We start from the raw sequence: 22,498 nt of genomic DNA, 5'->3' as shown, positions 1-22,498 counted from the left end.
TTATTCGATTTGGCTCCATCAGCTAGCGATACTTTCCTTTGTAGTCCTTCGGCGTTTCTCCGACCATTTTTTTGAACAGCTTATTGAAATAAACCGGATCGCTATAGCCGACCAGCTGCGATATTTCGTAATTTTTCAAATGGGGATGATCGGTCAAATAAAGCTTAGCTTTCTCGATTCGAATGTCAATTAGATAGTCCGTCAGTGTCATTCCTGTTTCCTGCTTGAACAGCCGGCTTAAATAATTGGCACTCATCCCGACTGTATCGGCAATGCGCTCCATTTCGAAATTTTTGTCATATTCCTGTTCCAAAATGCTTTTCATCTGTTCGATAACATGATGCTCTTTCTCTTGCGAAATAGAATCTTGTCCGCTTCCAGCAGTTTCAGCGTTTTCCAACTTCAGCTCGTTTCGCTCTTGCTTAAGCCTTGCAAGCAGATCGTATAAATTTGTTTTATCAATTGGCTTTAGCAAATAATCACGCACTCCGAAACGGAGCGCCTTGCGCGCATACTCAAATTCACTAAAGCCGCTAAGCACAATGGTTGCGATCGACTTATCCCGTATATGCTCAATGAGCTTGAGACCATCCATCATGGGCATTTTGATATCGGTAATCAACACATCCAGCTCGCCTTCGCTCAGCTTTGAAATATGTGCCCATGCGTCCATGCCGTTGCTGTATGAGCCTATAACCGTAATATCCAGGTCCATATTCGTCAAAATTTTGTGTAAACCCAGCCGAATAAATTCCTCGTCGTCTGCAATGATGATGTTCATGTTTGCTCGTCTCCTTTGGCAGATTCCTCATCTAGTTTGCGCTAAATTGGGGGCAACTGCAACGAAAAGAAAGCGGGCGGCTTATTTAACCGCACCGCTTGTAACACCCGCGAAAATGTATTTTTGCAAGAACATGTACATGATAGCAGTTGGAATCATAATTATGAGGATTGCAGATGATACCATTTGCCAATCACCGCTGTTGACTCCGAAGAAGCGCATCAGTGATGTGGAGATGACGACATGCTCAGGTCTTGGTAAATACAATAATGGAATGAACATATCATTGTAGATAGCAATCGTCTTCAAAATAATAATCGTAGCTGTAGCTGGCGCAAGCAGCGGGAAAATGATGGTGCGGAATATTCGAATTAGCGAAGCACCTTCCAGCATTGCGCTCTCGTCCAGCTCATAAGGAATGTTTTTGATGAATTGAAGATAAATATAAATTTGCAATATATCCGCGCCTACGTAGATAAGCACAGGGCCGAGCAGATTGTTAGTCAACCCAAGCGTTTGAATCGTCTTATAATTGACAACCTGGGTTGTAATTGACGGGATGATTGTAGCAAATAGGAACAACCCGACAAGAACACCTTTAAATTTGAAATTAAAGCGGCCAATCGCGTAGCAGAAAGCTGAACCGATTAGAATATTCAATATAAGCGTTAATGCAATAATGAATAAGGTATTCCCGAAGGCATTAATCATATTCGCTTGCTTAAATGCCTGCGCAAAGTTTTTCAAGTAAAAAAAGCTGTCCGGCAGCGAAATGGACGATTTGGTTTGAAATTCCGCCTTCGTCTTGAAAGCATTGACGACAATAATATAAGGCGGGAACAATATCGCTAGGGCCGCTATTAAAAGGGTTAAATATTTGAATGAATCCCAAAGCTTATTGGCTTTAGTCATTTATTATTCCCCCCTTCCGTTCAACAAGAAGCGTTGAATCGATAATACGATAATTACGAATAACAATAAGACTACGCTCATCGCTGAAGCCAGGCCATAGTTGTTAAACTGGAAAGCCGTCTCGACAATTTTCATAACGAATGTTTCACTGGCCCCCGCTGGGCCGCCTTTGGTAAGGACATAAGGCAAATCGAAAACCTCTAAAGAACCCGTAACTGTTAAAAATAAGTTAAGCTCAATAATCTTGTAAATGTTAGGCAGCGTGATGCTAATAAATTTCTGCCAGCCATTCGCACCGTCAATCGATGCCGCTTCGTAAATATCACTTGGAATGGATTGAAGCGCTGCTAAATAAATTACCATATTGAAGCCCATAAACCGCCAGAAGCCGATAGATGCCAGCGTGTAGTTTACAAATGATCCGTTTCCTAACCAGCTTGTTTCGGACAAAGCGCCGAATCCAAGCTGTCCAAGTAAATAATTTAATGATCCATTCGTTGTATCAAAAACGTAACCGAATAAGTATGCTACAGCAACGCCATTAAGGATGTACGGAAGAAATAGCAGCAATCTAAAAAAGTTTTTTCCTTTTAGTTTGCTGTTAAGCACCACAGCGAAATAAATCGCGGCGATATTCTGTACAATTCCGACAGCGAAATAGGCAAAGTTATGTTTAAACACGCCAAAAATTTCTGGATTGGAAAATACCTCTTGATAATTGGACCAGCCGATCCAAGGCTTATTCGGACTCAGTCCATCCCAGCTCGTAAAGCTTAGGCGTATAAGCTCAAGCGCCGGATAATAGGCGAATGTGAAGAGGAGCAGAAGCGGTAATGCGACAAAGCCAAACACGACATAATTTTTCTGTGTTTTAAAAGGCAGCCTGCTAAACATGATGACACCCCATCCTTCCTGCGACTTTCTATTATCAGAAAGTACAGAATGGATGACCGGTCAAGTGGCCATCCATTCTGTACGCAATCCTTACAGACCTAGATCTTTTTTCGCTTTCGCCCAAGCTTTGTTTACTTTATCAAACACTTTTTGAGGATCTTTGGACAATACGAATTCTTGTACAACACTTGCTTGGTCAAGCTGTGCCTTGTTTTGAATTTGAGTTGCAGCATCTACTGGCTGTGCAGGCTCGAAGTATTTCACATTAAAGCTGTTGAATTCTGCAAGCTGTGCAAGCTTCGGCTCTTTGGATTTCAAAGTTGGAATAAAGCCAGCGAAATCATCATAGCCAGACTCTTCAATAATCCATTTCACGAACGCTTTAGCTGCTTCTACGTTACCTTTTTTGTTAATGGCATAGAAGTAGTCCGGGTTAAGTGGAGCTTTCGCTACGCCGCTGTTGTCAGCAGGGAATGGGAAGAATCCGATGTCTTCAGATGGTGCGCCGTTCTCGATAACTTGATTGATAACCCAGTTTCCAAGCAGGTACATACCGAATGTACCGTTAGCTACTTCTTTCTTCGACTGCTCCCAGTTTGTGGAGTTAACGTCTTTCTCTAAGAAACCTTTCGTGTAAAGCTCACGAAGAATTCCCCATGATTTACCGTATGCATTGTCAAGCGTATAAGGCGTATCTGTTTCAGCGCGTAGATTTTGGTGTGCTGGTTCTTCACCGATAATGGTTGGAACATCATATACCCATGCATCCAGCGGCCATTTGTCCTTGAAGTTGGAAGCCAGAGGCACAATGCCTGCATCTTTCAGCTTCTGTGCAGCAGCAAGGAACTCATCGTAGGTTGTCGGAACCGCTGTAACGCCTGCTTTTTCGAATGCTTTTTTGTTGTATACAATGCCGACAGTTGAACCGCCGGAAGAAATACCGTACATTTTGCCTTCATGAGCCTTCAAATCTTTGAAATAAAGCTCATCCGAGAATTGAATATCATCAAGCGGTGTGAAATAGTTAGGCAGTTCAGAATTCGGAATTGTCGGGACAAAAACTACATCTGGGAAGTCACCGGAAGCGATCCGAACTTTCAGGGATTGGTCATAGTCTGTTGTCGTTTCGAAAGTAAGATTTACGCCCGGGTATTTCTCTTCAAAGCGCTTTTTATAATCAACGTATTCTTTGTCTACCATGTCCGTACGGTTAGTCAAGAAGACAACCTTCCCTTTAATAGTTGAAGCCTCTTCTGTACCTTTATCGTCCGGTTTTTCTGTTGCGGTGTTGTTCGCTGCAGGCTTGTTAGTTGCTGGAGCATTACTCGTATTATTTCCTCCGCAAGCCGCTAAAGATGTTAGCATAATTACAGAAACAAATGCTAACGAAAAGAACTTTTTCATTTTTTATTTCCCCCTTTTTCATATTTGATTCCGCTTACATTCCGATAATAACCCATTAGAGACCGTTCTAAAATGGTTTAAAATATTATTTATAGTCTTAAACTGTCATGTTCTGAAAACGTTATCTTTGTTATAACGGCTCGATTTCACTTGGATTTTGAGCGCGATTTCGCTTATTAAATGAAGCGTATTTTTGAGAACCGTCCGAATTGAAGAAATCTATTGCAAACCCTATAAAAATCATGTTTACTTGTTATATAACAAAGTGCTTTTTTAGTAATAACAAATCAACCATAAACAAAGCGAGGCGACTCAAATGACAAATAAGACAGCCTATATCGGCGGTATGACATGGGGTTGGACAGGCGTGCGCGGCACGTGGACTGGTCCACAAGCTGAACGTTCTATGGAACTTATGACTGAGCGTTTAAGCGTGAACTGGACAGCTGTCACACTAGGAGCTCTGCAGGACCATCCGCAAGCAACGGAAATTAAGTTTCGCGAGAAGCCTACTGTAACGGATGATGAGGTTCGTTTCGCTATTCATAAGGCGAAAGAGCTGGAGCTTCAGGTTTGTCTAAAGCCCGTCGTTAATTGCGCGAACGGAACATGGCGTGCGCATATCAATTTCTTTGATACAGACGTTCCTTGCGAGCCTAAATGGTCTGAATGGTTCGCCTCCTATACGGAATTCATTCTTCACTACGCACGCATCGCCGAGGAAACCGGCTGCGAGATGCTCTGCATCGGCTGCGAAATGGTCCAAACCGATCGCCGCGAGAATGAATGGCGCAAATTGATTGCGGACGTGCGGGAAGTATACTCCGGCATCATTACGTACAATTGCGATAAATACCAAGAAGGTGCAGTCAAATGGTGGGATGCTGTTGACGTCATTTCCTCCAGCGGCTACTACCCAATCGATAAGTGGGAGGAGCAGCTTGACCGTATTGAGAAGGTCGTTAAGCAATACGAAAAGCCATTCTTCTTCATGGAAGCAGGCTGTCCAAGCCGTGAAGGCTCCGAGTACTTGCCGAATGACTGGGGACTGCCGGGAGCGCCAAGTGAAGAGGTGCAGCGCCGTTTCTATGAAACGATGTTTGCTCACTCTGATAAGCGCGACTGGGTCGGCGGGTTCATGCTTTGGGATTGGCCTGCTCGCCTATATGAGGAAAGCGATGCGGCTGCCAATGATGATTACTGCATGTATGGCAAGCAAGCAGAACAAACCGTTCGTAATTACTACTCATCCAAAATAAAGGAATCCGCAAAGGAGAGTTCAGTGAAATGAATGTTTTGAATCAGCAATGGTTGGAGCGCATTGAGCAGGAGCTGGAGTCTAATATCCTCGGCTTCTGGATGAAGCATACCGTTGACGAACAAAACGGCGGCTTCTATGGATTTATTAGCAGAGACCTGACCGTTAATCCCGAGGCGGGGAAAAGCTTGGTCCTGAACACGCGTATTTTGTGGACATTTGCTTCTGCGTACCGCATTTTAGGCAATGAGCAATATTTGAAAATAGCTGATCGGGCATACAACTATGTAAAAAAGCATTTTATCGATAATGAATTCGGTGGCCTATACTGGATGGTCGATGCAGCAGGCAGCCCGTTGGAAACGAAGAAGCAGGTTTACGGACAAGCCTTCGCCATTTACGCTTTCTCTGAATATTACCGTGCGACGGGGAATGAAGCTGCTCTCCAGCAGGCTATTGAGCTGTTCCGTACGCTTGAGCGCTATAGCTATGACAAGGAATACAAAGGTTATTTCGAAGCATTGACGCGTGAATGGCAGGAAACGGATGATAACAGCTTGAGCGAGAAGGATTTGAACGAGAAGAAGTCTATGAATACGCATCTTCATGTTATGGAGGGCTATACGAACCTTTATCGCGTCTGGAAGTCCGATGAGCTTCACGCCAAACTGAAGGAGCTTATTGAAATAACAATTAAGCACATCGTCAATCCCGATAATGCGCATTTCATCCTCTTCTTCGACGAGCAGTGGAACTACAGGTCAGAGCATATTTCATACGGACACGATATTGAAGGCAGCTGGCTGCTATTTGAAGCTGCGGAAGTGCTCGGCGACGAAGCGCTGCTGGAAGAAGTGAAAGCAATCGCTATTCGGATGGCAGAAGCAACTTTTAACGAGGGCGTTGATGAAGACGGCGGTTTGCTTAATGAAGCAGGACCGGATGGACTTATCGATACGCATAAGGATTGGTGGCCGCAAGCAGAAGCAGTCGTCGGATTCTACAATGCTTATCAAATGACCGGGGAAGAGAAGTACCGCGACGCCGCTGTGCGATCTTGGTCATTCATCGAAGATTTCATCGTAGACAAAGAGCATGGAGAATGGCTTTGGAGTGTAACGCGAGATGGAACGCCGAGCGACAACATCGAGAAGGTCAGCCCTTGGAAATGTCCTTATCATAACGGCCGTGCATGCTTCGAAATGATTGAACGCCTGAAGGGCGCACCCACACACTAATGGAGGTTATAACAATGAGTAAATTCAATGAACGCAAGCAATTGCTGACAGAACGCTATGAGGCGCTCGTTCAGCGCAAGAACGAGCCGGTGGAGCTTGGAAATGGCGTATTCGATCGCTATATCCATCCGGTCTTGACTGCTGAGCACGCACCGCTTACTTGGAAATACGATTTCAATCCGGAAACTAATCCTTTCTTCATGGAGCGCCTTGGCATCCACTGTGTTTTCAATCCAGGTGCAATCTCATTGAACGGCAAGTTTTATCTCGTTGCTCGCGTTGAAGGCAATGACCGCAAATCCTTCTTTGCAATCGCCGAAAGCGACAGTCCAGTAGAAGGCTTCCGATTCTGGAGCCATCCTATCCTTCTTCCAGAAACAAGTGATCCGGACATTAACGTGTATGACATGCGTCTTGTGCAGCATGAGGACGGCTGGATTTACGGCCTATTCTGTACGGAGAGAAAAGACCCGGCTGCACCGAAGGGCGATCTATCCAGCGCAATCGCGCAATGCGGCATCGTCAGAACGAAGGACTTGAAGCAGTGGGAGCGACTTGCTGATCTGAAAACAGCTTCCAACCAGCAGCGCAACGTAGTGCTTCATCCTGAATTTATTGATGGCAAATATGCGTTCTACACTCGTCCTCAGGATGGCTTCATTGATACAGGTTCAGGCGGCGGTATTGGCTGGGGTCTATCCGATACAATCGAGAATGCAGTCGTAGAGAGCGAGATTATTATCGACGAACGCCATTATCATACGATTAAGGAAGTAAAGAACGGCCAAGGACCTGCACCAATCAAGACCGATAAAGGCTGGATTCATATTGCGCACGGCGTTCGCAACACAGCTGCCGGCTTGCGTTATGTGCTTTACGCTTTCCTATCCGACCTTCAAGAGCCAAACAAAGTAACGCACCGTCCAGGCGGACACTTGCTCGCGCCAGAAGGCATCGAGCGCGTTGGAGACGTATCGAACGTTGCTTTCTGCAACGGGGTAATCGCGCAGGATGATGGCAAAGTATACATCTACTATGCATCATCTGACACACGCTGCCATGTTGCAGCTACAACGGTTGATCAATTGCTAGACTATTGCATCAACACGCCGGAAGACCCGCTTCGTTCCCACGCATGCGTGGAACAGCGCATTGCTTTGATCGATCGTAATTTGCAGCTGCAAGGCTAGAACCGAATAGGGGTGTCTCGCATGTCTTAACAGACATTACGGGACACCCCTTCGTTATGGCAAATACTTAAAATTTAGTGATGCTATTGTTATTGTATTACCATTCCACGTCGACCGTTATGCCTTCCGGAGCAGAAGGATAACGAATGAGCACCGTGCTTGAATCCGCATCGTACTGGAATGCTGCTACTTTGTCTCCAGCTTTGACGCTGCGCGGCTCATCCGGCACACGAAGACGCGTACTAACCATAATGTCAGCCGGAGCCTCTGATACGAAGGTGATCCGGTTTCCATCCGTCCGTTCGCCTCGTATCCGCGACGAGCTGACGAGAATGCTCGTTCCGCCAAGCGACTTGCTTGCGTAGTTTAAATCATACAGCAGGCTATCCTCGCCAGCATGCAGTTCCACGGAGCTCCTCACCGGCAGGCCCGCTTCGAACAGATCAATGAACAAGCCTTGCAGGATAATCGGCTTCTCAGCCTCATTCTCGTCCAGCATATGAGTGATGACATATGGCCCGCGTCTAATATGCAGCGTATCGCTCTCTTTGTATTCATTCATTTCTCCACGAATTTCGAGCGACCGCCTTACGGCATTCCTTACAAGCTCTGCCCCTGCCGTTGAACGGGAAAGCTCCGCCGGATTTTCTAGGAAAAACAACAAAGCACCGTCGCCTACTGCATATTCCCCTGCTTCAGGATTTCGGCTCAAGCCCAGCGATTCGAATAAATGCTCTTCAGGCCTAGCATAAGAGCGGCGGCCATTGTCGCGGTTCCACCATTCCCGAACGTCGTGGAACGGGTCCGAACCGTCACCAACATAAATTAGAATTCCGCCTTCCCTCACCCATTGTCCAATCGCTTGATGAATGCCTGGATGCTCCGGCTTCATAAATTCATAGCTGAGCAGCAGAACTCTGTAGCCATCCAAATAACCAGGGAAGGTCAGAATGTTGTCGAGCTGCACCGGCCTAAGCGGAATGCCAGACTTAACGAGCGGAAGAGCTAAGCCGTAGAACGCAGACCAATCAAGAAGCTCCTTCTGCTCAGCGCTCAGCTCCTCGGCAGAAGCGGTGCCATCATATTTGACGCCATCGCTCGCCGCTTCTTCATCAGCGATGACATCGCCTCGTTGGTACATGGCAGAATTGGACAAGCAAAGGCCTATTCCAGCTGTATACTCGTCTTCTTCAGCAGACTCTTCAAACTTATGCATGTCGCGCAGCACATTCATGACGGTCAGAAGCATTGTGGCATAATCGCCAGGGATGGTTTCTTTCCCTTTCCCGTCCTCCGTCGGATAGCTGCCCTCGAATACACGACGCGGCCAAGGGCATACCTCGTACTGCTTCACCTCAGGATGCAGCAGAGAAGCAACGACAGTAGAGCGGTAGTTTTTGCGGTAATCACTCCAGCTATAGCGGGGGTTATCTTCAATGGGATCATGAAGAAACCACATTTCGCGCCCAGTGCCTCTCGTAAGCTCCTGCATAATTCCATATTCCAAATAAGCCGTCTCGAAGGTTCGCTCTCGGCGTACCCCCTTGTATACGTTAGGCGTTCGCGCTGTCCCCGTCCAGATTTGAGCAATGAACCCGTCGCAGCCAGGCATTGAAACAAGCAGCGCCTCAGGACTAATAATTCGCCACTGCGTGTAATTAATCAAGCTGTGGGTAGGAATATAGAAGCGTACGACCCTTCCATAGGTAACAAGGGAATACTCCTTCATTTGGCTGCAAATACGATCAAGCGCTCGGTAATACATGGCTGCCTTCAGCTTGGAAGCACGGTACTGAGCGTCCGGCGAGGAGTGGGGTGGAATCCATTCCTCGCCATAATAATTGAGCCACTCTCGCTTGAAGGCATCTGAATATCCAGAGGCTGCCCAAAATTCCGGCTCCTCCAAATGAATCGCCTCTGCGCCGGAGTCGATCGCTCGCTTGATATGAGAAGCTAAATATTCGGCAAACGCCACGGTTGGAACCATATATGGAACATCCACACCGTGAAGCAGATGCTTGCCGCTTCGATCCATCTGAGCCTCATCCCAGTGCTCGCGACCGTCGAAGCGACCGTACAGATAGTCCTGATATTCTCCCCAGGACACGCCCGTCATTAAATGGATCGTATAGCCAGCCTTTCTCCAGCCTTCTATCCGCTCCGGCAAATCATCTGATATTCCGTATACCATAACAAAATCAGTTCGCAAATCATACTTCGGACCGTATGGCCTCGATTCCTGAAAACCGGTCCATTCCGACCGGCCTTGCGACTTTATGGCCAAATCGCATCCTCCTTTAATTCGGCATTTGAAGCAAAACAACTTCCTTGCCCTTCAGGTTTTCATTTGTAAACTGAATCGCTTCCTGATATCCCGTTTTGTTCATCTGTCCGCGGAGATCATTAATAACTTTAAGCGCCGCTTCATCGGATTTGGCGAAAATTGCAACCTTCCAGACGTCGCCTATTTTGTCCATCGATGGCTTCAGCGTCTCCCATTTATCAGACTTCATTATCACATCGCCTGCATTATAGGCCGATATAACGCTGATTCCATTAGGACGGAGAATTTTGCGCGCATTATCCATAGCGGCAAGACGTTCCTGATCCGCCCAAATATCTCCGCCGCCGACCGAATTAATCCGGTCTTGACCCGACATGCTCTCTAGACCGATGCTGATTCCTTCGTTTTTCCTCAGCTTGCCTGTTGTATCTTCTGTAAATTTATCGAACCACTCTTTTTTGGCTACTGGCTTGCCATTCTCCATATCCCAGTGCACGCCCTGTACGCCGTACCGAACGAGCAGGAACCCTTCGTCAGAAGCCAAATAATCCAGCAGGCGAAGCGCTGCGTCTACATTTTTCGATTTTTTCGGTATAACTGTTACGTTATTGCCTTGAATGCCGAGGTCAACAGGACGGTCTGCTGCGGCTCCTGCACGCTCCAAAGGTCCAACAGGAACATAATCGGAGCCCGGATGCGCTTTCACATAATCCTTGGAAGCATCAAGAATAGCGGGATAGTGAGCAGCTAATACAGCGATGCGGCCCTGTTTAATCTTCTCATTCGCAATCGGATCTGTTTGTGTGAATGCTTCTGGATCCAACAGCCCTTCAGCAAGCAGCTTGCGGTAATAAAGCGTATAGTCCTCGTAAGCCTTCGTGAAGAAGCTGTTCTCCAGCGTGCCATCGCCTTTGTCTATATAACCAGAGCCGTAGAACATCGTATTCGCGATACCGACTGCCCAGCCGTCATGGAAGCCGCCCAGCGGAATGACTGGCATGCCGTTCTCGCTGAGTCCAGCATCCTTAATTTTTTTCAGGAAGCTGTACAGCTCATCCTTCGTATGAACCGATTGCGGATCAACGCCGATCTTTTCGGCAATATCCTTGCGTACATAGAAGCCGTAAAGCCAATCCATAGCATCCTCAGGCGTTGCCGGATGGTTCTGATATAGCAAAAACTGCTTGCCGCCGTAGGCATTGAATGCTTTCTCGTAAAGGGCGGGCGGAACATTCTCCTCCGCTATCGCTTTAGCGAGGTTCGGATACTTATCAAGCTTATCCGATAAATCGACCAGCTGATCTTCCTTAGCTGCTTTAATAATGCCGTCTAATTCGCCGCCCCAAGCTGGACCCGTATAAATGTCCGGCATATCTTGGGTCGCGAAAATGGTATTCACCTTCTCAACCTCACTGCCTTTCGTGTATTCCCATTGAATTGTAATGCCTGTTTTTTCTTTAATAACCTTCTCAACCGCCGTCATATCCACATCGCTGCCTGTTGAACCATTCCAGTTGTGAAGGACTTTGAGTGTTACTTCTTTATTTGCATTGCCGCTGTTCGTAGTTCCCCCGTTGTTCGAAGACGTGTTGCCCTTCCCGTCGCCATTGTTACTGCTGCAGCCGAACAGCGCTCCCGCCATTAGAACGACCGCAAGAAATAACGAAGTGCTTTTTACTCTTTTGTTCTTCATAAAAACCCTCCCCTAAACGGAATAAGATATGATAAAGTCCTGCTTGCGGACGATTATCCCTTGACAGAGCCGATCATGACGCCCTTGACGAAGTAACGCTGCAAAAACGGGTATATGCATAATATCGGAAACACGGTAATGACGAGCAGTGCCATCCGAAGTGATTCCGGCGTTGCTCCCGCCATATTGACACTGACGGTCTGGCCGCCCTGCTGCGCCGCCCTCTGCATGGAGGAGGAGAGAGATTCTGCCTCGGTCAGCATTTGCTGCAGCAGCGTCTGAACAGGAATCAAATCTTTATTGGACACGTAATAGGCGCCGGTGAACCAATCATTCCAATGCGTAACGCCTATAAATAAAGAGATGGTCGCAAGAACCGGGCCAGACAACGGTAAAATAATTTTCAAAAAGATCTGAAGGTCGCCGTATCCGTCTATGCGTGCCGATTCCTCCAGTTCCTCCGGAATGCCTTGCAGAAACGTGCGGAGAATGACGATATGCATGAAACTGAATAGCATCGGAATGACATACACCCAAAAGCTATTTACAAGATGCAGCTTCTGCAGAGTAATGAAATACGGAATGAAGCCTGCGCTGAAGATCGTCGGCAAAAAAATGTAATAGGTAAAAAAGGTGCGCCCTGGCAGCGTTTTTTTGGAGAGCGCATAAGCCATCAGCGTACATAGCGCTACGTGCAGAAACGTGCCGATCACCGTGCGAAGCAAGGTGATTTGATAAGCCTTCCATATTCGGGCATTATCGAAAACCTCCGCATAATTGTGCAGCGTAAATTTGCGGGGAAAGAAATAGAGAGCACCCATCATCGAATCTTTGCCGTCGTTGAGCGAGTAGACCAGAATATAAATAAACGGATAGATCATCGATAAACCAAACAGCGTCAAAAAAATATAATTCAAGCAGTTGAAAATGGAAAATTGGCGCTTTGCCATATCAAACCTCTCCTTAAAACAGGGATACGTCGCTCACTTTACGGGCAATTCGGTTAACAGTTACGATTAGAATGAGCGCAATGATGCTTTGGAATAATCCGACTGCGGCCGCATAACTTAGTCGTCCCTCGCCGATACCGGCGCTAATGACATGCACATCGAGTACGCTGCCGATTGCCGAGGTAGCTGGGCCGTTTAGGAGCAGCAGCTGCTCGTAGCCGGCGCTCATCAGACTGCCGACAGAGAGAATGAACAGAATGACTGCGATATTGCGAATGCCAGGCAGTGTAACATGCCACATTTGGCGAAGGCGTCCCGCTCCGTCTATCTTTGCTGCTTCGTAAAGCTGCTGGTCGATGCCAGCAATAGCGGCCATATAAATGATCGAGTTCCATCCAATGTTTTTCCAAATATCCGAGCCTACAATAATTTGATAAAACCATGTCGTATTATTCAGAAATTGAATCGGCTCCATGCCTAAGGAACTCAGGAAATCATTGAGCGGACCTCCATACGGTGTCAGAATTCGCTGCATCAGCGTGACAACGACGATCCAGGATACGAAATAGGGCAAATACGAAAGCGTTTGCACAGTCTTCTTGAATTTAACGTTACGAACCTCATTCAACAGAATAGCTAACAGAATAGGCATCGTAAATCCAATAAGGAGCTTCATAAGGCTGATAATAATCGTGTTGCGAATCAAATCTAATGATTGATAATAGGAAAAGAATTGCTCGAAATATTTCCAGCCTGCCCAAGGGCTTCCCGTGAAGCCCCCAGAAAATTTGAAATCACGAAAAGCAACCTGAATGCCGAAGAGCGGGACATAGGAGAAAAGAAAAAACCAGATGATGCCGGGCAGCATAAACACATACAACAGCTTGTGCCGCCAAATTCGCTTCCATAATACAGATTGCGTCATATGCCCTGCCTCCTAGCCAATCGAATTGTTTTGATTTCGAACGGAGTGAAGGATAACGTGAATGCTCCGTTCTCCGCATGGATAGTGTCAATTGGAGCCTCCATTAAATCGGTAATCCATGCTTCTGCTAGTTGGATGTCTGCAAAGAGCTTGAACGTCAAATGAGTACCAGCGGTCTCGTATAAACGGATGATCAGGTCACCGCCATCCTCTGCTTGCTTCAGCGTCTCCACCATTACGTTCGGATGATCTACGCTTAGAAATGATTTCGCTTCAGGCAGGCTGCAATCCGTGCCGCTGGCAGTTACGCGAACAGAACGCAACGGTACATTCAACTCGTAGCCATGCTTATAGACCTCAGCTTTAACATGATCCCCTTGATGTGGATATAACGAGTAAGTGAATGAATGCTCAGCGCGGTCCGCTTCAGGATCGGGATAGGATGTGCTTCGCAAAAGGTTTAGATCGAGCACATTCTTCCAAGCCCGGTGTCCGTACTTGCAATCATTAAGCAGCGCTACTCCGTAATCCGGCTCCGAAAGATCAATCCATTGATGCGCACATATTTCATCCTTCGCATAATCCCACAGCGTGTTGCGATGCGTTGGCCGCTTAATGTAGCCGAATTGGATTTCGCAGCTTGCGTTGTCCGTCCGAATATCAACCGGGAAAGATGTTCGCAGCATTTTTGCAGATTCCTGCCAGTCTACCGTTGTAGCGAAATCAATGCGGCGGCTGCCATGCGTCAGCGTAATCTTTTGGGTCAATGTCGATTGGCCGAACCTGTATGTGAGCCGCAAGCCAGCTGTTGGCCCGTCTTGAAATACAGACGACTCGACAGGGTGAAGTGCTTCTCCCACGGTTTCCCGGTAGTCCTGTTTAATATCCCAAGCATCTCCTTCATCATGATAAAGGGTTAGCTCGTTAGCTCTCTGGCCTTTCGGAACAATTTCTCTTCCGTTTTCCTTATCCTTTATAGACAAGATGGTGAAATCCTCATCGAACGTAACCGCGAGCAAATCATTTTCCACTTGTCTGTTTACAGCCGATACTCTCATATCCGAAAATACAGTATGATCAAGTTCATTTACTGCTGCTTCCATGATTTCCACTGCTGCCGCCGTCTCGGCCTTCCCCTTGCTGAGAAAATCACTATTCACTATGGCGTAGCCCATAGCAGGAACCTGAACGCGCATCCAGCAGTTGTCCTTATGAACCCATTCCTCCCGATCCCAGGACAAGGAGTTAAAGAAAACATCTGAACCCTTGTCAGCGGGAAGCGTTCCAGCAACGGCTTCGTACGCCTCTCCAATCATTTCCTCGACTCGGTCCAGCAGCACAGCGTAACGCTCCAACGATTCATCGTATACTCGCTTAATAGAAGAACCAGGCAATATATCATGGAACTGATAGAGCAGCACTTCCTTCCATATGCGCTCCAGCTCCTCGGCAGGATAATCGCTCTCATTCATCAGTCCAGCTATTACGGCTGCATATTCGAGTTCACGCAGCGATTTCTCCAGCTTCCGGTTATAGCGTTTGTTCCGGGCTTGACTCGTCAACGTGCCTTGGTGCCTCTCTAGATAAAGCTCACCAGACCAAGTTGCGTAGCGCTTCGAGCCTTCAGACAGCCGTTCGAAAAAGATGGAGGAAGGCTCTTGAACGACCGGACTAAGTCCCTGCATATTTTTTTCCCGCTGCAATCGCTCGAGATGCTCCTCGCCTGGACCGCCTCCACCATCACCGATACCGAACAGCATCAAGCAATTTTCCGACACATTCTTATCTAAATATTCTTTCTCCGCTTTTAGGATCGAGCGCGGAGCGGCCGGACTGTTATACGTATCCTCTGGCGGCATATGGGTCAATACACGCGAACCGTCGATGCCTTCCCAGTGGAAGGTATGGTGAGGATGACGGTTGTAAATACTCCATGACAGCTTCTGGGTCATCATATAATCAACGCCCGATTTTTTCAAAATCTGGGGCAGACTCGCGGTGTAACCGAATACATCAGGCATCCAAAGCGACTTCATCTCCTGACCGAATTCGGCTTGAAAATACCTCTTTCCGTAAAGAATTTGACGGATCAGCGATTCTCCGCTCGGCACATTCGTATCTGACTCGACCCACATCGCTCCCTGCAGCTCCCAGCGTCCTTCTTGAACGCGCTCCTTGATGCTCGCATAAAGCTTCGGATAATGCGTCTTCATCCAATCATAAAGCTGTGGCTGACTCGCCCCAAATATGTAATCGGGGTAACGCTCCATCATTCGCAGAACGGTTGAAAATGTACGAGCCCCCTTGCGAATGGTTTCTCTTATCGGCCAGAGCCACGCCAAATCCATATGTGCATGGCCAACAGCACTTATGGTAAGCGATGGATCACCGCCGCGCTTCTCCAGCTGTTCCCGCAATAGGCGAGCCGCCTCAGCGACCCGTTCCTCGGTAAACGCAATTAGCACATTCGATGCATCGTACAACGCTTGAAAAATACGCGCTCTGCGCGCCGACCCTTCATGCAGGCGTTCCGCTGTTTCCAGCAATACTTCTGCATCATAGTACAGCTGGCGAATGTCTTCGCGGCAGACCGCAATCAACGCTTCTTTCAATGTGCCGCTTCGGAAGCGTCCGAACAAATCATTGCAGCCAGCATCGCCCCATATATCGATTATTTCATCACCAGTCGAGCTTTCGCTAATGTATACGACCCGCTTACCTGGAAGTCCAAGCTCGTAATCGAACTCTGAATTGATATTGGTAAGCCCCTGAGCAGGCGTTCCCTCGTCATCAACAAGACAAAGCTCACCATTGACATCGATAAGGAGCACAAGCTTGGAACCCTTCGCCTCTTCAGTCACTTTCCCGCTGAAGTGAAACCAAGCGCAATCCCATAGGCTCCCCCACCGGTCTCCCGGAGTAAGTTCGATTCGCTGGCCTGACTCTCTAGCCTCGTAGGAGACCGGCTCCTGCGTAACCCATGCTGTTACATTCAGCTCTGAGAGTGGCATATAGATTTGGTCTTTCAATCGTTCCAGCGCCGATTTCAATTGCTCCGTTCTCACTTTTTCATAAGGCATTTGGAGGTCTCCTTTATCATTCGGTTATAGCTTTCATTCCGATTTCATTGTTTGCAAGAGCTTCTGACATCACAAAATGTAATGTAAGCGATCTCAATTTGTTCACTTCAATAGGTTCAACACAATCAATCATTCAATACTCGAATCTCTCGTATATGACAATTCATAACAATCAGCCTATACATATAATAATATATACATTTTATATATTCAATATGTAAATAAAAAAATCTTTTCCATAATGGAAAAGATTTTTTGAAAAAGTATATGCTTTTGATTAGATCGTGGGATTCGAACCCGTTGTTTGTCCGATAACAAGCTCAGGCTTGATTAAAGTTTTGGTATATTTATGGCTGTCGTTCGTTCCATTCTCGATAATGCCAAGCAGCGTTTGGGCAGCGCGATAGCCCATCTCATGCTCAAACTGCTTTATATGCGTAAATACGCTGAACTCTTCAACGATTGATGTCGGATCGTCGAAGCTAATAATCGATAAATCGTCCGGCACCTGCAGCCCTGCTTTTTTGGCCATCTGGTAAATTTGAACGCCAAGCCTTCCATTAAGCGTAATATATGCCGTAGCCATTCGGCTGCGAATGTAACGGTATAACGGATGCTTCTCCGAATCCTTTGGGCTGCCTACTTGAAATTCGGTAATCATATGGGCGGGATTAATGAGCGCTCCTTTGTTCTTCAAAGCATCCATATAGCCTTCAATCCGTTCCTGCACCGTAATCGTTTGCAAAGGAGAATCGGAGCAAATAGCAATTTCCCGATGTCCGAGCTCCCATAAATAATCGACGGCAAGGCTTGTACCCAGCCTTCCATCCGCAGCGATATAATTGGTCTCTACACCCGGCAGGTAGCGGTCAATGAGCACAAACGGATAACCGCTGAACTTCATGCTTATGATTTCCTCGTTATAGTTTTCTTCATCCACAGGAAAGACTAGAAGACCTTCTGCTCCCGCTTCCTTCAGCGTTTTGAACGCCTCTTTCTCCCTGTCAACATCTCCCCCGGACAGCAGAATCATGCTGCGGTAGCCTTTTTCGTAGAGCGCTCTCTGTACGCCTTCGATTAAACGAATGGCAAAATAATCATAAATGGACGGCATGACGAGACCTATGATGCGCGTCCTTCCTAAGACAGCTGCTCGTTCTACATGGATTGTCGGCGCTGCGGGCAGCGCTTCCTCCATTTCTTCCGGCTCGCCGCTGCTGACGAAGCTGCCTTTTCCGGGCACTCGAGTAATAATATGATCATTCGCTAAACCTACCATGGCGTTGACAACCGTAATTTTACTAACATTGAAGAGCTGCATTAGATCCTTTTCGGTTGGAACGCGGTCTCCAGCTTTCAAGCCCTCCGTTGCAATCAGGTCACGGATATAATCCTGGATTTTCTGGTAAAGCGGCGTACGCACTGTTGAACTCATTTGCAATCACCATTCATATTAATATTTGTAATATATATTATATGGTTACTCACTATTAAGCAATAGCGCCATATAGATGGGAAACAGCTAATATATATATATAATATGTATATTGTAGCACTAATTCGAAAATGACAATACGTTATATTACAGCGTAAGTCTATTACTTTGCGTTTTATTTTAAAATATTACAAATATCCTCCAGCTTTAAGCCTCTCGAACCTTTCACTAATAGAAGATCATTTGCATCAAGTATCGCAAGACATGCAGCCGCTAGATCATCTTTGGATGTGAAATGCTTCGATTCCCCTTCTAGGGTGGATTCCCGAAGGATATCCGTAATAATTTGGCTTACCGTTCCAAAGGTATATACGGTGTGTATTTGTGCAGGATCTATGCTTTGGGCAATATTCGCATGAAATTCAATTTCTTTATCCCCTAGCTCCAGCATATCTCCTAACACTAATACCTTTTTATTAAAACCATCTAAGCTAACAATCGATTCTATTGCCGCTTTCATTGAGGCGGGACTAGCATTCCATGCATCATTAATCATTAAGAAGCCTTTGGAAGAAGGTATTCGTTCCATTCTCATCGCAGAGAGCTGTACGTTTGCAAGTCCCGATTGAATATCGTCTGGATGAATATGAAAGAGATCGGCAGCAGCAATCGCGGCAAGCACATTGCTAATATTGTGGCTCCCTAGCAGAGGCAGACGAAATTGTTCCTTATGTCTGTTTATGGAGAAGGCCAGATGGGAAGCGTTTTGTGCTGCTTTCAACGGATAATATTCATTGTCGGCTGATTGTCCAAAGCGGAGCGTGGATAGGGTTGGTGGAAGCTCTGTTCTGGCAAGCTTATTAACGAGCAATGGCTCATCTCCGTTATAAATGAAGGTCCCAGCAGGGTTTAGTCCCTCGAGGATTTCTAACTTAGCTTCAGCAATTGCTTCCCTGGAGCCAAGACTGGACATATGAGAAACACCTATCATCGTAATAATCCCAATATCGGGCTTTGCAATGTCGGATAAAACCTTGATTTCTCCTCTATTGCTCATACCCATTTCCAGAACAACAATATCCGTATCTTCTTCTACTTCTAACAAAGTTAAAGGAAGTCCATACTCCCCGTTTAAGTTTCCCTGTGTTTTTTGAACTTTATAGGTGGTGCTCAGCAAGGACGCCACCATGTCCTTAACTGTGGTTTTACCATTGCTGCCGGTAATGCCTATCACCTTGCTGTTTAATTGGCTCCGATAAGTTTTGGCTATACGTTGAAGTGCTTCCAGTGTGTTATCCACGACTATGAGGGGCACACCTTCTGGAAGCGGATAATGGTCCTTTTGCCATAAGGATGCAACTGCTCCCTTCTCAAAAGCCTGCTTTACATACTTATGTCCATCGTCTATTCTGACGATCGGAATATATAAATTTCCAGCCGTTAAGGTTCTGGAATCAATGGAGACGCCATGAACCATTTGATTAGGGAATAGCTGAAAGTCCTCTGTACTTTGGGAACCGCCAGCCATTTTTATTATTTCCTCAATAGAACGCGTGATCACTCATATCCCCCCTAATTCATTACTTCCTATAACTATGACACAAATAACATGATGTTGTTTCTTCCTCATCTTTCTCCTCCGACGAAGCAGCATGTTGCGTTTTCATTATTTCTTTTCTTCCTTATTCCGGTAAATATCCGTCTATTTTACTTTACCACTTACTGATGAACTGACAAGTGAAACTTTGTTTATGCCATTTTTGTATTTTCAAAGTCATTGCCAATTAAATCCACCTATGATAAAGTGAAGATAGATGAAGTTTGAATTAAGTAACCTATTTCAATGTAACAGGGTGTGATGGAATTGGATGAGAAGAAACTAAAGCTGGGCATTCCCAAAAACGAAGGGCAGCTATCGATGATGTTTACAAGAGGGGGCCCCCGTGAAGGCGCAGGCAGAAAAAGCATCGGAGAAACAAAGAAGGTATCTCTCACCTTATCCCAAGAAATATGGGATGAGCTTGATAAGAGGTGCAGTCAGCAGCATTGTTCACGATCGGAGCTTTTACGAGGAATGATTGAAGCTTGCCTGACTAAGTAAAGCCGAAGGATAGGTGAGGCTTTTTGTTAATTGAGATAGCACAACCATTATTATATAAAGCGCTGCAGGCCGTCTCTAGAGCCATGTCATCGCAAAACGTCATTCCTATTCTGTCTGGCATTAAAGTGCAAGCTGACGCTGCTGGATTGTCTCTTACAGCTGGTCAAACAGGCTTGCTTCTGCACTATCATATCCCCTGTGATAACGAACAATTGCAGATCAAGCAAATGGGCAGTATCGTTATACCAGCATATTATTTCATCCATATCGTACGTCATTTGCCGACAGGCTCACTCTCCCTTGGGAGCAATGAAGATTTGAAGGTGATTATTCAAGGGGGTAAGGCGGTTTATCATTTATGCGGAATGAACGCTGAACTATTTCCTCAGGTCGCTCAGACCGATTACTCCCATACAATGAGCTTTCCAAATGGCTCTCTCAAAAAAATAATCGACGGGGTTTCATTTGCCATTTCATCTTCCCAATCAAGGCCTGTATTAACTGGTGTAGCATGTATAAGGGAAGATAATCAGGTTAAATGGGTAGCAACAGATGGCGTTCGTTTAGCTTCAAGAATAACTCCTATTAAGAATATCGCTCTAACAACTGCTGCTATCATTATTATTCCAGGAAAACATCTTATCGACTTCTCTCGCATGTTAAATGATGAGCTTGCAACAACCGATATATGCATCCAAGATCATATGATCGTATTGAAAACAGGCAGCCTACTCATGCAATCCTCTCTACTTGAAGGCAGCTATCCTTGCACCGACAGACTTAAGCCAGACTCTTTTTCAACTGAGATAACTCTAGACAGAAATGATTTTTTGCGAGCCCTTGAACGTGTATCTCTATTAGCCGGGGACAGTGATGTTGTAAAGCTGGACATCATCTCCTATCATAAAGTTGAATTATCTTCCAAAACAACAGCAGTAGGAGATGTAATGGAAGAAGTCGATATGGAAGCCTGTATGGGAGAAGCGATCTCAATTTATTTTAATGGAAAATATATGATTGATATTATAGGTGCGGTGGATTGCAGTAAGGTGATGCTGAGACTAAACGGCAAATGGAGCCCGATCATCGTGCAGCCTATGGATAGTACTAACTCTTTGTACATCATTACTCCCATTAGATGGCGCGATTAATTCAGAATTAGCTTCATTTTATGTATAAATATTCTTTGATGGAGGAGGGATACAATGGTGGAGCTCTATAAGTACAAGGGCGGATAAGCGCCGCAATCAAAATGATCGATTATGTAATGCCGTATTTGGAAGATCAGAAATAACTATAAATCGCCAAGCGGCTTCGAACCGCATGCTATAAAGAATATCATCATGGCATAGGATTGTTCCGAATTGGATAGCTCCTCATACGACTTCTTCATAGATTCAAATTCGCTATCCGATATTATTCCAATATCATGCATGCCTTTGAATCGATTAGTATTAAATTGTTGTTTAAAGCCTTCGACGCCATGCAGATCGCTATGCTGAATGATGGCATCCATATCGACATTCCTATAACCTGCCTCCGTTAGTAAGCGCGGCAGGCTTCTGCCAATATAACGATTTCCTCCTTTGGCATGTTGAGACCTAGCTATCTTCTGTAATATGGAAGGCAGGTCGTCCATATCCGGATGAATAACCCCAAATAAACCGTCATCAATATCGATGATAACAAGCTTACCACCTGGTTTGAGAATCCGCATTAGTTCCTTTGCCGCTTCTAAAGGATGATGAAGATGAAGAAACAGCAAGCGTACAATAACAAAATCAAATACTTCGTCTTGGAATCCCGTGTTATATATTGAAGCCTGTACGAAATGAAGCCGAGCCTCTGAGAGCGGCTCCAACCTGGATTTTGCTTGATTAATCAATTGTTCGTCTATGTCTAGAGCCGTTATTTCGCTATTTGGCAGGCTCTCCATTAGTTTTTCTGTCACAAAGCCTGGACCACATCCAGCGTCCAGCACCATCATTCCGTCCTGCAGTCCAAACCATTGCAAAGAGCGATATTCTTTTTCCCAGGCCATTAATGCTTGAACCTTTAGGCGGATTATTTCTGCTTCCAATCCAATACTGCTGTTCTGAATATTATAGGTTGAGCTGTGCTTCATTTCCTTCACTCCTTTTCCTTCTTCATTCTCTCTCCCCATTTAACGGTAAAATTATTTTCTTTAAAAGAGAAGCTTTATAAACTAATATTTCATATTTTAATGAAGGAAAAATGCTCATCAGCACAGGATTAATTCTTATCTTTTCCAATCAATAATCGCATTACAGTTTTAGAAAAAATTAGTATAATATTTACAAAGTACAAGGACACCCATTATTGAAAGAGGAGC

17 protein-coding genes are annotated in these 22,498 nt (G+C 45.8%); 5 read left to right on the top strand and 12 right to left on the bottom strand.

Annotated elements, in window-relative coordinates; all coding sequences use genetic code 11:
* Positions 1-22: 22 nt before the first annotated feature.
* From CEF13_RS05815 to CEF13_RS05800, 4 genes are all read right to left on the bottom strand, one after another.
* Positions 23-781, bottom strand: a complete 759-nt coding sequence (locus tag CEF13_RS05815; RefSeq protein WP_102709845.1) for a response regulator transcription factor — start codon at positions 779-781, stop codon at positions 23-25.
* 81 nt (positions 782-862) lie between these two features.
* Positions 863-1,693 (bottom strand): carbohydrate ABC transporter permease, encoded by an 831-nt coding sequence (locus CEF13_RS05810; RefSeq protein ID WP_102709844.1) that lies wholly within the window; start codon positions 1,691-1,693, stop codon positions 863-865.
* 3 nt (positions 1,694-1,696) lie between these two features.
* Positions 1,697-2,587 carry a carbohydrate ABC transporter permease gene (locus CEF13_RS05805; RefSeq protein WP_102709843.1) on the bottom strand — a complete coding sequence of 297 codons (891 nt, stop codon included), beginning with the start codon at positions 2,585-2,587 and terminating at the stop codon, positions 1,697-1,699.
* 90 nt (positions 2,588-2,677) lie between these two features.
* Positions 2,678-3,991 (bottom strand): ABC transporter substrate-binding protein, encoded by a 1,314-nt coding sequence (locus tag CEF13_RS05800; protein WP_102709842.1) that lies wholly within the window; start codon positions 3,989-3,991, stop codon positions 2,678-2,680.
* A 316-nt stretch (positions 3,992-4,307) separates the two neighbouring features.
* Here CEF13_RS05800 and CEF13_RS05795 point away from each other — a divergent pair, with 316 nt between their 5' ends.
* The 3 genes from CEF13_RS05795 to CEF13_RS05785 are packed head-to-tail and all read left to right on the top strand — an operon-like array spanning position 4,308 to position 7,677.
* Positions 4,308-5,282, top strand: coding sequence for a glycoside hydrolase family 113 (locus tag CEF13_RS05795; protein ID WP_102709841.1), 975 nt, complete (start codon positions 4,308-4,310; stop codon positions 5,280-5,282).
* A complete protein-coding gene (locus CEF13_RS05790) occupies positions 5,279-6,487 on the top strand; it encodes an AGE family epimerase/isomerase (RefSeq protein ID WP_102709840.1) in 1,209 nt (402 codons plus the stop codon). Before CEF13_RS05795 ends, CEF13_RS05790 begins: the two co-directional genes overlap by 4 nt.
* 14 nt (positions 6,488-6,501) lie before the next feature.
* Positions 6,502-7,677: a glycoside hydrolase family 130 protein gene (locus tag CEF13_RS05785; protein ID WP_102709839.1), complete on the top strand. Its 1,176-nt coding sequence runs from the start codon at positions 6,502-6,504 to the stop codon at positions 7,675-7,677.
* Positions 7,678-7,774: 97 nt separating this feature from the next.
* Here the strand turns inward: CEF13_RS05785 and CEF13_RS05780 are convergent, their stop codons facing one another.
* The 7 genes from CEF13_RS05780 to CEF13_RS05750 form a co-directional block, all read right to left on the bottom strand.
* The gene (locus tag CEF13_RS05780; protein ID WP_102709838.1) at positions 7,775-9,961 is read right to left on the bottom strand and encodes a hypothetical protein; all 2,187 of its coding nucleotides are present in this window, start codon (positions 9,959-9,961) and stop codon (positions 7,775-7,777) included.
* A 13-nt stretch (positions 9,962-9,974) separates the two neighbouring features.
* On the bottom strand, positions 9,975-11,654 hold the full coding sequence (locus tag CEF13_RS05775; RefSeq protein WP_243864936.1) for an extracellular solute-binding protein: 1,680 nt from the start codon (positions 11,652-11,654) through the stop codon (positions 9,975-9,977).
* Between the two features lie 53 nt (positions 11,655-11,707).
* A complete protein-coding gene (locus CEF13_RS05770) occupies positions 11,708-12,604 on the bottom strand; it encodes a carbohydrate ABC transporter permease (protein ID WP_102709837.1) in 897 nt (298 codons plus the stop codon).
* Between the two features lie 13 nt (positions 12,605-12,617).
* Positions 12,618-13,529 (bottom strand): ABC transporter permease, encoded by a 912-nt coding sequence (locus CEF13_RS05765; RefSeq protein ID WP_102709836.1) that lies wholly within the window; start codon positions 13,527-13,529, stop codon positions 12,618-12,620.
* Complete coding sequence (locus tag CEF13_RS05760; RefSeq protein WP_102709835.1) at positions 13,526-16,609, bottom strand: alpha-mannosidase; 3,084 nt, start codon at positions 16,607-16,609, stop codon at positions 13,526-13,528. Before CEF13_RS05760 ends, CEF13_RS05765 begins: the two co-directional genes overlap by 4 nt.
* 277 nt (positions 16,610-16,886) lie before the next feature.
* On the bottom strand, positions 16,887-18,044 hold the full coding sequence (locus tag CEF13_RS05755; protein WP_102709834.1) for a substrate-binding domain-containing protein: 1,158 nt from the start codon (positions 18,042-18,044) through the stop codon (positions 16,887-16,889).
* 175 nt (positions 18,045-18,219) lie between these two features.
* Positions 18,220-19,605 (bottom strand): UDP-N-acetylmuramoyl-tripeptide--D-alanyl-D-alanine ligase, encoded by a 1,386-nt coding sequence (locus tag CEF13_RS05750; RefSeq protein WP_102709833.1) that lies wholly within the window; start codon positions 19,603-19,605, stop codon positions 18,220-18,222.
* A 297-nt stretch (positions 19,606-19,902) separates the two neighbouring features.
* Between CEF13_RS05750 and CEF13_RS05745 the strand changes: the two genes are divergently transcribed.
* Together CEF13_RS05745 and dnaN are read left to right on the top strand one after the other, a co-directional pair.
* Positions 19,903-20,145 carry a ribbon-helix-helix protein, CopG family gene (locus CEF13_RS05745; RefSeq protein WP_424992000.1) on the top strand — a complete coding sequence of 81 codons (243 nt, stop codon included), beginning with the start codon at positions 19,903-19,905 and terminating at the stop codon, positions 20,143-20,145.
* 23 nt (positions 20,146-20,168) lie between these two features.
* Complete coding sequence (dnaN, locus tag CEF13_RS05740) at positions 20,169-21,296, top strand: DNA polymerase III subunit beta (protein WP_102709831.1); 1,128 nt, start codon at positions 20,169-20,171, stop codon at positions 21,294-21,296.
* Positions 21,297-21,439: 143 nt separating this feature from the next.
* Here dnaN and CEF13_RS05735 read toward each other — a convergent pair whose 3' ends face one another.
* Positions 21,440-22,270 carry a class I SAM-dependent methyltransferase gene (locus CEF13_RS05735; protein WP_243864934.1) on the bottom strand — a complete coding sequence of 277 codons (831 nt, stop codon included), beginning with the start codon at positions 22,268-22,270 and terminating at the stop codon, positions 21,440-21,442.
* Positions 22,271-22,498: the final 228 nt, after the last annotated feature.

Source organism: Paenibacillus castaneae, assembly GCF_002884445.1.
GTDB lineage: Bacteria > Bacillota > Bacilli > Paenibacillales > Paenibacillaceae > Pristimantibacillus > Pristimantibacillus castaneae.
The sequence above is the reverse complement of the archived record's forward strand: the minus strand, read 5'-3'. Positions and strand labels throughout refer to the sequence as shown.